Source organism: Flavobacterium potami (assembly GCF_020026915.1).
Taxonomy (GTDB): domain Bacteria; phylum Bacteroidota; class Bacteroidia; order Flavobacteriales; family Flavobacteriaceae; genus Flavobacterium; species Flavobacterium potami.
In genome coordinates, this window is the sequence record NZ_JAINUY010000006.1 from 45,321 (window position 1) to 59,811 (window position 14,491).

At 32.9% G+C, this 14,491-nt stretch carries 7 protein-coding genes; 5 read left to right on the forward strand and 2 right to left on the reverse strand.

The genetic code is table 11. The annotated features are described in order from the left end of the window. Window positions 1-162 precede the first annotated feature (162 nt). Window positions 163-1,440 (reverse strand): PQQ-dependent sugar dehydrogenase, encoded by a 1,278-nt coding sequence (locus K6T82_RS16985; RefSeq protein ID WP_223708060.1) that lies wholly within the window; start codon window positions 1,438-1,440, stop codon window positions 163-165. A gap of 186 nt (window positions 1,441-1,626) precedes the next feature. Here K6T82_RS16985 and hpt point away from each other — a divergent pair, with 186 nt between their 5' ends. The 5 genes from hpt (at window position 1,627) to K6T82_RS17010 (ending at window position 7,762) form a co-directional block, all read left to right on the forward strand. Further along, window positions 1,627-2,157 (forward strand): hypoxanthine phosphoribosyltransferase, encoded by a 531-nt coding sequence (hpt, locus tag K6T82_RS16990; protein WP_223708063.1) that lies wholly within the window; start codon window positions 1,627-1,629, stop codon window positions 2,155-2,157. A gap of 67 nt (window positions 2,158-2,224) precedes the next feature. After that, window positions 2,225-2,797, forward strand: a complete 573-nt coding sequence (locus tag K6T82_RS16995; protein WP_223708065.1) for an adenylate kinase — start codon at window positions 2,225-2,227, stop codon at window positions 2,795-2,797. Between the two features lie 201 nt (window positions 2,798-2,998). Continuing rightward, the gene (locus K6T82_RS17000; RefSeq protein WP_223708067.1) at window positions 2,999-4,273 is read left to right on the forward strand and encodes a hemolysin family protein; all 1,275 of its coding nucleotides are present in this window, start codon (window positions 2,999-3,001) and stop codon (window positions 4,271-4,273) included. Window positions 4,274-4,377: 104 nt separating this feature from the next. After that, entirely contained in the window at window positions 4,378-5,379 is a 1,002-nt protein-coding gene (gene obgE / locus K6T82_RS17005; protein ID WP_144217554.1) for a GTPase ObgE, read from the forward strand. 238 nt (window positions 5,380-5,617) lie between these two features. Next, on the forward strand, window positions 5,618-7,762 hold the full coding sequence (locus K6T82_RS17010; RefSeq protein WP_223708069.1) for a S46 family peptidase: 2,145 nt from the start codon (window positions 5,618-5,620) through the stop codon (window positions 7,760-7,762). A 157-nt stretch (window positions 7,763-7,919) separates the two neighbouring features. On the opposite strand, the gene K6T82_RS17015 is transcribed toward K6T82_RS17010, so the two are convergent. Then, window positions 7,920-14,396 (reverse strand): alpha-2-macroglobulin family protein, encoded by a 6,477-nt coding sequence (locus tag K6T82_RS17015; RefSeq protein WP_223708080.1) that lies wholly within the window; start codon window positions 14,394-14,396, stop codon window positions 7,920-7,922. Window positions 14,397-14,491: the final 95 nt, after the last annotated feature.

The following is a 14,491-nucleotide window of genomic DNA, read 5'->3' on the forward strand; positions in this document are numbered from 1 at the left end:
TCTTTTTAACAAAAATCTATGTCTCTATGTGTTTAAAATATTTAGTTTGTTCAGATAGTCCATCGGATTAAAAATTGAAAATATTTTTAACCGCAAATTGCGCAAATTCACACAAATTAATTTTGCGAAAATTTGTGTAATTTGTGGTTAAAACAATCTCAACTATTTATTCGCAGTCACTTTCCAAATTGTATTTCCGCTATCATCATTTACCAAAAGCGATCCGTCGTTCATAACCGTTACGGCAACCGGACGTCCGAAAACTTCGGCTTTTTCATCATTTGAAATAAAACCAGTTAAAAAATCTTCTGGTTTTCCTGAAGGTTTTCCATCTTTAAAAGGAACAAACAGTACTTTATAACCCGAAATTTTAGAACGGTTCCAAGAACCATGCTGACCTACAAAAGCACCATTTTTGTATTTTGCTGGAAATGCGTTTTTCGTATAAAAAGCCAATCCTAAAGAAGCGGTATGAGCACCAACTGGAACATCTGGAACAATCGCTTTTTGGACTAAATCTTTAGGTCCGTCTTTCCATCTTGGATCTGGAATGCTTCCAAAATAAGAATACGGCCATCCATAAAAACCGCCTCTTTTTAAACTCGTAATATAATCGGGAACTAAGTCATCACCAAGTTCATCTCTTTCATTAACTGCGGTCCAAAGTTCATTTTTAATAGCAGGATTCCAATCCATTCCCATCGGGTTTCTTAATCCTTCTGCATAAATTTTTTCATCAGTTCCGTCAGGATTAATTTCTAGAATTGCGGCGCGACGAACTTCTTTATCCATGCCATTTTCGCCGACATTACTTCCTGAGCCAACTCCAATATAAATCTTCGTTCCTTCAGGATTTGCGAGCAAACTTCTTGTCCAGTGATTGTTGTATCCGCCAGCAGGAAGTTCGACAATTTTTGTTCCTTGAGTTTCTAATTTTAAAGGGGCATTTTTATAAGGATATCTGTAAAGTCCATCAGTATTTGCAATATAAAAGAAGTCTTTAAGAATAAGCATTCCCAAAGGTCTGTTGAGGCCACTTATAAAAACTTCACGAGTTTCAAAAACGCCATCTTTGTCGTTATCGCGTAAAACGATTATTTGGTTTTTGCTTGTTCTTGTTCCACTTTCCACAACAAAAATATCATTGTTCGGACCAATATAACTCCAACGCGGATTTTCGAAACCATCTGCAAATTTAGTTACTGTAAAGCCTTCCGGAGCTTTTGGTGTTTTGCCAGCAGGCCAGCCAATTACTTTACTATTCTTGGTTTTAGATTCGGTTGCGTATGGAGGAGGCAATGTTATGTTTCCAATAGCGGTTTTTACCACATTGCTTGGTTGTTTGGCTAAGGCTTCTTTTTCTTCTTTTTTTACTTGTCCATTGCAGGCAGTCATTATCGCTAGTAAAGGTAGGGCAAATAATGGTAAGGATTTTTTCATTGGTTTTTTGGAGTTAAATAATTATATCATAACAATTTAGTCAAAATTCAAATAGTGTTATAAAAATATTAATAAACATTAACTGATATTTAACATTAAGAAAAAATATCCAGATACAGTCCATTTTGATAGAAGCTGTTAAGTTCTAATTCTTTATCTTTGTCCATTATTTTAAAAAGAAAAATAATGATACAAATTCACGATAAACAATTTGTTCCGTTTATTTCGGCTAAAGAAATTGATTTTGCTTTAACTAAAATGGTGGCTCAGGTAGAAGATGATTTTGGAGATGATACGCCAATTTTTATTGGAGTTCTAAATGGTTCTTTTATGGTGGTGTCAGATTTTCTAAAAAAATATAAAAAGCCATGCGAAGTTTCATTTATAAAAATGGCATCGTATGAAGGAACTGAATCGACAAATACAGTAAAAGAATTAATAGGAATCAATCAAGATCTTTCGGGGAGAACGGTTGTAATTATTGAAGATATCATCGATACAGGAAATACGATTGAAGAATTAAAGCACTTGTTTAAAGCACAAAATGTAAGTCATTTTAAAATTGCAACATTGTTCTTTAAACCAGAAGCGTATAAAAAAGACATTAAAATAGATTATGTCGGAATTCGTATTCCGAACAAATTTATTGTAGGTTACGGTTTGGACTACGATGGTTTAGGACGAAACCTGACTGAAGTTTACAAATTAGCAGAATAAACAAAACACAACTAAATATTCATTTAAAAACTTCTGAAAGACAGAAGTAACAACACTCATTTCAATTATGATTAACATCGTTTTATTTGGAAAGCCTGGTGCAGGAAAAGGAACTCAGGCAGAATTTTTAAAAGAAAAATACAATTTAACACACCTTTCAACTGGAGATATTTTTCGTTTCAATTTAAAAAATGATACTGAACTAGGAAAAAAAGCAAGAGTTTTTATGGACAACGGAGAATTGGTTCCTTGCGAAGTAACAACTGCAATGTTAATTGATGAGGTAAAAAAACACCCAGATACAGCAGGGTTTTTGTTCGACGGTTACCCAAGAACAATCAACCAAGCTGAGGCTTTAGATAAATTTTTACCAACAATCGGATCTAGCGTAACAGCAACAATCGCTTTAGAAGCAGACGACGAGATTTTGGTAGCACGTTTATTAGAAAGAGGAAAAACAAGCGGAAGAGCTGATGATCAAGACGAAGAAAAAATTCGTGTAAGATATCAAGAATACAATGAGAAAACAGCTCCTCTTATTGGATATTATAAAGAACAAGGTAAGTTTTATGCCGTAGACGGTATCGGAACTATCGAACAAATTACAGAGCGATTAACGTCAGTTATAGATAATTTGTAGAAGCTTTTTCCAGCTGTACGTTACAAGTCCTCGCTAAAAAAACTATTTTTCCAAACCATAAAACGAGCTTCCTTCGGTCGCTGTTTTCTGGCAGGAAAAATTAGTTTTTTTAGCTCCGGGCTTTTCACTTCCATCTGGGCTAAAAATCAAGATTGCGAATTATTTTTTAACAAGACCATTTTATAACGAATCCCCTATCAATTGGAAATACTAATTATATTTTTTCTAATTTTATTAAACGGAGTTTTCTCCATGTCTGAAATCGCTTTGATTTCAGCCCGTAAGAACAGGTTGGAAACTGCAGCGAAAAAAGGCAATAAAAGTGCTAAAACAGCACTGGATTTAGCCAACTCTCCAAACAAGTTTTTATCGACAGTTCAAATCGGAATTACCCTGATCGGAATTTTGACGGGTATTTATTCTGGAGACAAAATCACGGCAGATGTCGAACTTTTTGTGGCAGGATTTGCAGCATTAAAACCTTACGCACATTCCATCGCGGTTGGAATTGTAGTTGTAGTTTTAACTTTTTTCTCATTGGTTTTGGGAGAATTGCTTCCAAAACGAATTGGATTAAATTATCCAGAAGCAATTGCAAAAATGGTTGCGATGCCAATGAAAGTGATTTCGATTATTACTGCTCCATTTATTTGGTTGTTAACTTCTTCAACAGATTTTTTATTGAATGTTTTTCAGATAAAACCAACTGCTGATGGAAAAGTAACCGAGGAAGAAATTAAAGCCATCATAAAAGAGGGAACAGAAGTTGGAGAAGTTCAGGAAATTGAACAAGATATCGTGGAGCGTGTTTTCCATATTGGAGATAGAAAAGTAAATTCTTTAATGACGCATAGAAAGTCGGTTGACATGCTACCATTAAAAGAGGACAAAGCCAAAATCAAAGAATTAGTTGTTCAGGATTTACATGCCGTTTATCCGGTTTACAATGAGAATTACGATGACATTGTCGGTGTTGTAACGCTTAAGAACATCTTCGCGACAATTGAAAACGATAATTTCGATTTATCAACAATAATGTCTGATGCTCCTTATTTAATGGAACAAACTACGGCTTACAAGGCTTTAGAAAATTTCAAAAAAACAGGTGTTCATTACGCTTTGGTTTCAGATGAATATGGTGTTTTTCAAGGATTAATTACTTTGAATGATATTCTAGAAGCTTTAGTTGGAGATGCTGCAGAATTTTATAAAGACGAATTTCAATTGATCGAAAGAGAAGATGGATCATGGCTAGTTGACGGACATTATTCGTTACACGATTTCTTAACATATTTCGAATTAGACGAATTGACAAACGATTACGAAGTAAACACCGTAAGCGGTATGATTATGACCGAGCTTTCTCATATTCCAAAAGAAGGTGAAAAGTTAGTTTGGCAGAAATTTGTTCTTGAGGTTGTCGATATGGACGGCGTTAAGATTGATAAAGTGCTTGTAAAAGCGCTTAAAGAGTAGAGAGAATTTTGTTTCATGTTTAAAGTTTAAAGTTTCAAGTTATTGCGTTGTGCAGACTTGGAACCTGAAACCTGAAACCTGAAACTTTTACATAAACAAAAACAATGACAGAAGGGAATTTTGTAGATTACGTTAAGATATATGTTTCTTCCGGAAAAGGAGGAAAGGGATCTACGCATTTACATAGAGAGAAATTTATTGAAAAAGGTGGTCCTGATGGAGGTGACGGTGGTCGCGGTGGACATGTATATTTAGTTGGGAATAAAGGACTCTGGACATTATTTCATTTAAAATTTGCAAGACACGTAAAAGCAGGACATGGTGGAGACGGAGGTTCTGATAGAAGTACCGGTGCAGATGGAGAAGATAAAATTATTGAAGTGCCGCTAGGAACTGTTGTAAAAGACAAAGAAACGGGTGAAACACTTTTTGAAATTACCGAAGACGGAGAAAAAAGAATTCTTGCAAAAGGAGGAAAGGGAGGTTTAGGAAACTGGCATTTTAGAAGTTCTACAAACCAAACACCTCGTTATGCACAGCCAGGTTTGCTTGGTATAGAAATGGATGTGATTCTTGAACTTAAAGTTTTGGCAGATGTTGGTTTAGTTGGTTTTCCAAATGCAGGAAAATCTACTTTATTGTCTGTATTAACTTCAGCAAAACCAAAAATTGCCGATTATCCGTTTACGACTTTAAAACCAAATTTAGGAATTGTAGCGTATAGAGATTTTCAATCTTTTGTAATTGCCGATATTCCTGGAATTATTGAAGGTGCTGCAGAAGGAAAAGGTTTAGGACATTATTTCTTGCGTCATATTGAACGTAATTCAACTTTGTTGTTTTTGGTTCCTGTTGATACGCCAGACATTAAAGCAGAATATGATATTTTGGTTAATGAATTAACGAAATACAATCCTGAAATGTTAGACAAAGAACGTCTAGTTGTCATTTCAAAATGCGATATGCTGGACGATGAATTGAAAGCCGAACTGAAAGCCGAATTAGATGTTTCTTTCAAAGATGTTCCATATATGTTTATTTCATCTGTTGCGCAACAAGGTTTAACAGATCTAAAAGATAAGCTCTGGAAAATGCTTAATGAATAAAATGCTTAGCCTCTAAGTTACTAATCTAAGTTCAAAGAAAAAACTTAGACTCTTAGAAACTTAGCAGCTTAGTAACTTTTAAAAAAAGGTGTTCTATTTTTAGAATGCCTTTTTTGTTATTAGAATGTTAAATTCGTAATAAACGGTTAAAAACGCGTTGTCAAATTGAATTTTAAAGTTGTTTGGGATGAAATAATTGTTGAAATGGCTTATATTCGCATCACTTAAACAAAATAACATGAAAAAAGTAATTTTATTCTTGACCATGTGTCTTATGGCTTTCCCAATGAGAGCTGATGAAGGAATGTGGTTTTTGATGTTTATCGAAAGATTGAACCATAGAGATATGGAAAAAATGGGCTTGCAATTGACAGCCGAAGAAATTTACAGCATCAACCATCATAGTTTAAAAGATGCGATTGTACAATTCAATGGAGGTTGTACTGCCGAAATCGTTTCTAAAAATGGATTGGTTTTAACGAATCACCACTGTGGTTATAATGCAATTGCAGAACTTTCTACTGCAGAACAAAACTATTTAAAAAACGGGTTTTGGGCTAAAGATAAAAGTGCCGAAATGAAACCAAAATCTTTGTACGTTCGTTTCTTCGTTCGTATGGATGATGTTTCTAAGAGAATTTTGTCAAAAGTAAATGATACGATGACAGAAACAGAAAGAAACAAAATCATTCAGCAAGAAATCGCTTTAATTGAAAAAGAAAATAGCGAAAACGGAAAATACACTGTTTCTGTTCGTCCTTTCTTTCAAGGAAATGAATATTACTATTTTGTTTACCAAGATTACACAGATGTTCGTTTAGTAGGAACTCCTCCTGAAAGCGTTGGTAAATTTGGTGGAGATACAGACAACTGGGAGTGGCCTCGTCAAACGGGAGATTTCTCTATGTTTAGAGTTTATGCTGATAAAGACGGAAATCCTGCAGCTTATTCTAAAGACAATGTGCCATTGCAGCCAAAACACTATTTGCCTGTAAGTATTAAAGGGGTAAAAGAAAATGATTTCGCAATGATTTTAGGATATCCAGGTAGAACAAACCGTTGGATGCCAGCAGGAGGAATCGAACAAAACATTAAATATGCTTATCCTGCGTGGGTTGAAGGTGCAAAAACCGGAATGGACGTAATGAAAAAGTATATGGATAAAGACGATACAGTTCGTTTACAATATGCTTCTAAATATGCTTCTACAGCTAACTACTGGAAAAACCGTCAAGGTATGATTGATGCTTTAACAAAAGCGGGAACTGTAGATACAAAAGCAGCACAAGAAGATAAATTCTATGAGTGGGCAAGCAAACCTGCTAATAAAGAAAAGTATGAGAATGTAATTCCGACTATCAACGATTATTACAGAGAAACAAACGAAAAAGCGCGTCACGATAATTATCTAATTCAACTTTTACGTACTTCTAGTTATGCAAGCGGACCAGCAAGTTTAGGAAACGCATTAATAGCATATTACAAAGAAAACGATGCGAAGAAAGCAGAAATGCTTCCAAAAATCAATGCAATGGTAGAATCTATCTATGGTGAATTTTATGCTCCATTAGAGAAAGATGTTTTAGCAGCACAATTGAATTTATATGCTTCAAAAGCTGCTGAATATGGAATCGCTCCCGAAATTGCAAAAATGAAAACATCAAACAAAGGTGATTTTACTGCAGATGTAGCAAAAGCAACTGAGGTTAGTTATTTTACAAATAAGGAGAAAGTATTAGCATTTTTAGCTGATCCAAAACCGTTGGCAATTGTACACGATCCGTTGTATATTATTTCTAACGATTTAATGACAAAATACCGTGCTAAAACTGACGATCAGGCTAAAGCGGATGATGGTTTTGCAACTGCTTACCGTAAATTGGTTGAAGGTTTAAGAGAATCAAAATTAAATGCAATTCAATATCCAGATGCAAACTCTACTTTGAGATTGACTTACGGAAAAGTTCGCGCTTTACCTGCAGATCCTCGTAATGATGCAAAAATCAACAACTATACTACAATGGAAAGTATGGTGAAAAAATACAAAAAAGGAGATCAGGAATTTGACTTGCCAGCTCGTTTGTTAGAGTTAAATAAGAAAAAAGATTACGGACAATATGCTGATAAAGCAGGTTATATGCCAGTAAATTTCTTGACAGATAACGATATTACTGGAGGAAACTCTGGTTCGCCGGTTCTTAACGGAAAAGGAGAATTAATCGGTATCGCTTTTGACGGAAACATCGAAGCAATGGCTGGAGACGTTATTTTCGATTCTAACTTACAAAGAACAATTAACGTAGATATTCGTTATGTACTTTGGATTATCGATAAATACGCTGGTGCTAAAAACATTATCGACGAATTGACGATTGCTAAATAATCTCAATTTCTTTATAAAATTAAACCCGATAGTTTTAACTATCGGGTTTTTTGTTTTTTTCCGCCACGAATTCACGAATTTTATTTTCAAAGATTGTAAAAAAATAATTCGTGAATTGCTTCGTCAGTCGCTATCGCTCGAGTCGTGGCGGAAAAACTTAATTTACTTTTACACGAATTCCTTTTGTGTGACTTGCAAATTCTGGTGCATACATACTTTGAATTGTTGTAATTCCGTTGGAGAATTCTCCGCTGTTATTTACTCGAATATCATATTCCAAAACATAAGTTCCTTTGTTTATTTTATCAAAGAAGAAATGCGTCGCGGCATCTTTTGTACTCATGTAATAACCCAATCGATCTTTGTATTGATATTGCGAAAGCACATTTACAGGTTCAAAACAAGAAGCACGCATATCTTTCAAATGAATGTATTCAGTATCTTCTTTCGAAGTAATAATTAATCTTACCGTAACTAAATCTCCAGTTTTTAAAGGATCTTTGGTTGTAATTTTTTGTAATTCGTCACCTTTCAAAGTGCTTTTCTTTAAAAACAATTCTTTTGAAACTGATAAAACAGCTCCAGTATTGTTTTTAATTTTATCCAAATCTTCAAAATATTGCCAATATGCTCCACCAAATCCCGGCACTTTAGATTTGTTTTCGATTTTAATAGAAGCCATTTCTTTTTTTATTTCTTCGGCTTTCCAGTTTAATTTGATGTAACCTGTTTCGGCCTCTTTTTCATTTTCGGCTAATTTTTTAGTGATGATTTTCTCGTCACCCAATTTAATTACAGTATTATCTTTTACCGAAAGCCAATCTGTTCCCTGCATCAATAAGGCATAAATTGCTTCGGTTGTCGATTTTGTTGTTGGCCAGTTTTTGGTTTGTTTGTTTTTTAATAACCAAACTTTCATGGCATCTACAGATTTAGTGTCGTTTGTTATTTCGGCGAAAGCCTCAATCAATAAAGCCTGAGTTTCTATTGGCGCTTGATACCAATACCAACCCGATTTATTAGCAATCCAATACATTCCCCAATCTTCATTATTGGATGCCGTTTCTTTTAAACTTTCAATGATTTTTTTAGCGCTATCTTTTTCTCCAAAACGATTTAAAGTCAATGCAGCCAAACCTTTTTCATAAATAGAATAATTCAGCCAGTCTTTTTTAGCCGTTTCCAGGTATAATTTTGTTACTTTTTTTAAGGTGTCAGAAAGAGGATATTTATTTAGATAAAAACTTCTGGTATACAAGTAATGTAAGTCTGAATAGGGATTTAGCCAAATTAACTTATCGTTTGCTTTTATGTTTTTTGTTCTTTCTTTATGATATTCTAAAAATTTATTGTCTAAAAATGGAATTCCCCTTTTTGTAATTTCATCAATTTTAGCAGTGCTGTCTTTGCTTAGTTTTTCCAGATGTCCTAAACCTGCCAAAATATGTCTGGTTATGTATTCATTTTCATAGTCTCCATCAAACCATACAAAACCACCAGATGATCTTTGTTTTTGTTTCAATTTCTCAAAAGTGGCCTGCTGTGAGGTTTTCATCTTTTCTAAATCAAATAAAAGAGAGAGGTTTTTTTTCTTTTCATTTTCAGTTTGCGCATCATTGAACCAAGGAGTTTCGGCTAGAATTAGTGATTTTAATTCTTCATTGTCCTCTAATTTAGAATTTAGTTTGCCACTTTTTCTCCAATTCTCAAAAACAGTTGCGATTTTTGGATTGCTGGAAATAATTTCTGAAGCCAAAGCATTTGCATAATAACGTGCAAAAGTTTGTTCTGCACATTCATGTTCATATTCCATTAAATAAGGCAAAGATTGAATTGCAAGCCAAGTTGGATTTGAAGTATATTCAAAAGTAAATTGATGGTTTTTTAATGTTGTTGAAGTATTGTTTTTCAAATTCTCAAACGTATATTCTTTGGTCGAATTCTCACGAATCCAAATCGGAATACTTTCTGTAACCAACATATTGTTGGTTAGAACAGGAAGAATACTTTCTTCACCATCCGAAAAATTACCTGATTTTGCTACAATTCGATATTGAATTCCTTGCAAACCTTCTGGAATTGTAATCGTCCAATTTGAAGTTGTATTTCCGTATGGTGCAATTGTAAAGTTTTTAATGTTTTTTGCATTCAGCATTTTAGTATCAATTGGTTGCATGGTTACGGCATCAAAAAACTGTAAACTTGCGATGCCTGTTTTCGCTTCAGCAGTAACATTTGAAATTTTTGCACTAATTACGATGGTGTCTTTTTCTCTAAAGAAACGTGGGAAATTTGGAATTATCATCAACTCTTTCTGCGTAATTACACTTTTTTCTAAATAACTTGAAATAGCATCTTTGTTATGCCCAAACAAGCGAAATTTCCAAGCTGTTAGAGCTTCAGGAGAAGTAAAATTGAAACTTACTTTTCCTTTAGCATCTGTTCTAAGATTAGGCAAAAAGAATGCTGTTTCAGAAAGGTTTTTTCTGGCTTTTACTTGCGATGTAAGCTCCATTGCTTTTTTAGTAGTGACAACGATAACTCCGTTTGCAGCTCTAGAACCGTAGATTGCTGTAGCATTTTTATCTTTGAGAACGGCAATATCTATTACGTCACCTGGACTTATGTTTTTAAAATCATTTTCCGTAGCGTTGTCACCATCGATTATGTATAATGGTTCTTGCCCTTTTTTTGTTACTAAGCCCCTAATTTTATATTCTGGTGAAGAATTAAATGATAAGGGATTTTCTATTCCAGCAGTATTGTATACGGTATTATCTTCTTGTATAGTCTCTTCTGGATAGCTTATTTTTTTTGATTTTATAGACTCATAACCTACCAAATCAACTTTGTGAAATTCATTGCTGTCTGAAAATAATTTTACGTTTATATTTTTCTTGTCAGCTGGTAGAATATTTTGATTTACATAACCAATTGCACTAAAAACAAGTTCTTCGCTTGCTCCGGCTTCAATCTCATAATAACCATTTCTATCTGTACTGACAGCTCTTTGAGTTCCTTTTACTCGAACTGAAGCTCTTTGAATTGGTAAGTCAGATTCGTCTGTAATAAGTCCGAAAACCATTTTGGCATTAGACGGTTTGTTAAGTTTTTTATTTAATTGCTTTTGATATTCTCTGTATTGATATGCCGTAAAGGAATCGTTGAAGTCAAAACCAAACCACATTAATTGAATGTTATTTTCATTGTTTAGTTCTAAACGACCATAATTTTGATCTAGAATATGAAAATAACACGATTTAATTGCAGAACCAATGTTGGTTTTAAAAGTACCATTATTATAATCATAATTATAAAATTCTAAATTTTGCCATTTAGTTTGATGGAACATATCGAGAGAACTATCGTACATGGAAGCCAAAAACTCGGCATCGCTTTTAGTATTCAAAGCATTTAATTTGAAAGACCAATTTTCATTTTTTCCTGGTTCTATTTTGTTTCTAAAAGTTTCAACTTCTATTTCAAGTTGTTTTTCTTTAGTTTCTAAAGGAATTTGAAGCTGATAATTAAAGTGTGAATTTTCGAAATAACTTTCATAACTAATATTCATGTTATTTTCAAAGTCATTTTTTAGTGGGATTTTTACAAGAGCTTCACCATTTTTAATATAAATGCTTTTTTCAAAATAAGGCTTACTTCTGTAATTCCCGTAAAGATTTACAAAAATATCAGGAACAACTGAATGTAATTTTACCAAAACAAAACCATCTTTTTTAGGATTTTCATTGATTTGTTTTAATGAAATTAATTGCGAAGACCTGAACTTGTCTTTGCTTTGTGAAATGACAAATTTAGACTTAGTTTCTATAGTATTTTCAAAACTGTCTTTTGCCGTTAAGACAATGGTATAATTTCCAGATTTGTAATCTGAGATAAAATCTAAAGCTATTTTTTTGTCTTTTTCGGTTTTGATTTTTTTTGTGTAAACCAATTTTCCAACTTGATCTGTTATAGTTTTTTCGTTATTCTCATACGGAAATAATTTTTCAAAGTCTTCTTTCGAGATTCCTTCAATTTCTGGTTTTGTAAAAGTTCTCGGTTTGAATTTATTAGAAATTTCAGTATCAAAGTACACTTTTAGTTCAGCATCGACAGCACTAAATTGTCCATTTAGATTAGTGCTAGAAATACTGATCTCGTTTTTGTTTTTAGTCTGTAAATATTGCGGCATGATAATATTTAAAACGAGATCATGATAACCTATTTTTACGGAAGAATTGGAGGTATGTGTTTCTCCATTAATATCAGTTACAGTTGCTGAAACTAGATATTCGAAGATTGGTAAATCTTTTTTTGAAAGATATTCCAATGATTTTGCAATAAAATTTATTTCAAATTTTCCGGCTTCATTAGTTTGAGTCTCTCCTTCGGCAATGGTCTCGATTTTTACGTTTTTGAAATAATATTCGCCGCGTTCATAAACATAAGGTTTACACTTTACGGTATATTTCACTTGTGCACCCGTTATAGAACTTCCTGTAAAAGCTTTTGCCATTCCAGTAATTTTTACTTCTTTGTCCAGTTGTTGCGTTCCCTTAATCGGATCAAAAGTAATTTCAAATTTGGGTCTTTTGTATTCCTCAACTCGAAATCTAGAATAAGAGTTGTAAAATTCGATAGTATTCCAAAAGTTATCTTCCGTCTTTAGCATATCTTCCTTTGAAGCCTCTTGCTGTTTTTTTGGAGGAATTACTTTTATGTCAAAACTGCCCGTTATTCCGTTTTTCGGTAGAATAAATTCGCCAGAAAAAGAACCAAATTCGTTCGTCGTTACATCAATTTCTTTAAAATTTTGATATTTAGAATCTTGAATAACAATTTTAAAATGAGCTGAAGCCGCAACAGCTGTTATGTTGTTGTCTTTCTGAAAGGCAATTCCTTTATAGTGAACCGTTTGACCTGGTCTGTAAATTGCTCTATCCAAATAGAATTTGACATTTCCTTTCGGTTTTTCTGTAGTTTCATAATATCCATACACATTATTAAGAGTTCTTTTGACGATGGATAACGTATCATTTGAGGTTGAAAATTCAACAAACCCATCACTACGGTAATTAGTAGGTAAGTTTTCTAAGTATGAAATTCCATTTTTGTCTGTTCTAGCAGTTTCTTCATTGAGTTTTACTGTAACATTTTCTAGAGGCATTCCAGTTTTTCTGTTTACTACTTGAAAAAGTATTTTTGACTTGTTTTTACTGCTTAAAACCGCTATATCTGTTATTGTAATAAACCCAAAAGAATTTGATTTGGTATTTTTTTTATAAGAATCACTTTCAAAATAAACAACATAAGTGCCTTTGCCAAGTTTTGGAAGAAGAACCTCTGTAGAATAATTATAGTAATCTTTCTTTGAAGGCAACAAATAATCTTGAGTAAGAATGGGGTGCATGTTTTTTATAATGTTATGCGAACGTATATCTGCATAATGCTCAACACTCTGCAACTCCAAAAATTGTTTTTGAGTGATTTTAAAAAAGGAAATTTTTAAACTATCGATGTTATTATAGTGAATTTGTGCCCTAGTATTCTCTCCTTCATAAGTGTTTTCTTGAAGGTCAATAGATAATGATTCGGATTTTATTACAGATTTTTGCTCCAACGCTAGTTTGTATGTGTTGGAATGAATATTTGAAGCTAAAATACTGTCGAGAATAGCTACTGACTTAATTTTATAATCAGGATGCAGTTTTTTGGATGAAAGCTTATAATAAGTCATTGCTTTTTCTAATTGAATTTTTTCAATAAGATTTTTATCAGCAATCTTTTTCTGAAAGTTATTTAGAAAAGAAATGTAATCAGTATCTATAATTAAAAGATACTTTGCGCAAAATTTAACCCTTTCCCATTGATTTTCAATTGTTGGTTGACTTGCTTCTTGCTTTTGATATAAAGACAGAACTTTTTCTAATTTCTCATTTTTTACAAATCCTAAATTTAGTTTTATAAATTCTCCAGAATTTCCTAAAAGTTCTCTTTTATAAGATGTAAAATCACTTTTTTCAATTTGCCCCTCATAGATTTTTGAGGAATAGTATGCGATATTTTCTGCTAAGGCATAGTCGTAGACGGTTTTGTTTTTGAATTCATTGAAAACAGAATAATGAAATATTTTTTCGTAATTGTTTAAAAGAGTGTTTTTTAAGGTAACTTCATTTTGCAATGAATTGGTGTAGGCTGTCTCTATTTGCTTTTGTAAATAATCGTTACTCCAAGTTAAAAAATCTGATTCTAGATACGTCGTGTTTGTTCGATCGTAAATGCTATAAAATTCCTTTTTAGAAAAATCTTGCAGACATTTAGCATAAACCAAATTCAGAATTGCTTTTGAAGGTATTGAAACATGGTCAATTTCATTTTTAAGATTATTTATAATTTTAGTTTGCGCATTTTCATCGATTGCCTGTAAATATTTAGATTGGTAGAAAAAGCATTTTATCATTTCTACTTCATTTTTTTGACGTACTGCTTTTTTATAAATAGAAGTAACAATTTTATTTGCAGATTTTACTTTGCCATCATTTTCGAGATCAATTACCTGTTTCCATTTTTTATCATTTTGCTGACCAAATAGTACTGAGGAGATTAATAAGAATACAATTAGTATATTTTTCATAAAAAAGTTTTTATTCTAAAGAGGCTCAAATTTCGAAAATGGTTGGGAACGTTCCTAGATTATTTTGAATAATTTTCGTACAAAGTACTAATTTA

Bases quoted from the DNA above. Each gene is read 5' to 3' on its own strand.
- K6T82_RS16985 (WP_223708060.1), bottom strand. From the start codon at position 1,440: ATGAAAAAATCCTTACCATTATTTGCCCTACCTTTACTAGCGATAATG.
- hpt (WP_223708063.1), top strand. From the start codon at position 1,627: ATGATACAAATTCACGATAAACAATTTGTTCCGTTTATTTCGGCTAAA.
- K6T82_RS16995 (WP_223708065.1), top strand. From the start codon at position 2,225: ATGATTAACATCGTTTTATTTGGAAAGCCTGGTGCAGGAAAAGGAACT.
- obgE (WP_144217554.1), top strand. From the start codon at position 4,378: ATGACAGAAGGGAATTTTGTAGATTACGTTAAGATATATGTTTCTTCC.
- K6T82_RS17010 (WP_223708069.1), top strand. From the start codon at position 5,618: ATGAAAAAAGTAATTTTATTCTTGACCATGTGTCTTATGGCTTTCCCA.
- K6T82_RS17015 (WP_223708080.1), bottom strand. From the start codon at position 14,396: ATGAAAAATATACTAATTGTATTCTTATTAATCTCCTCAGTACTATTT.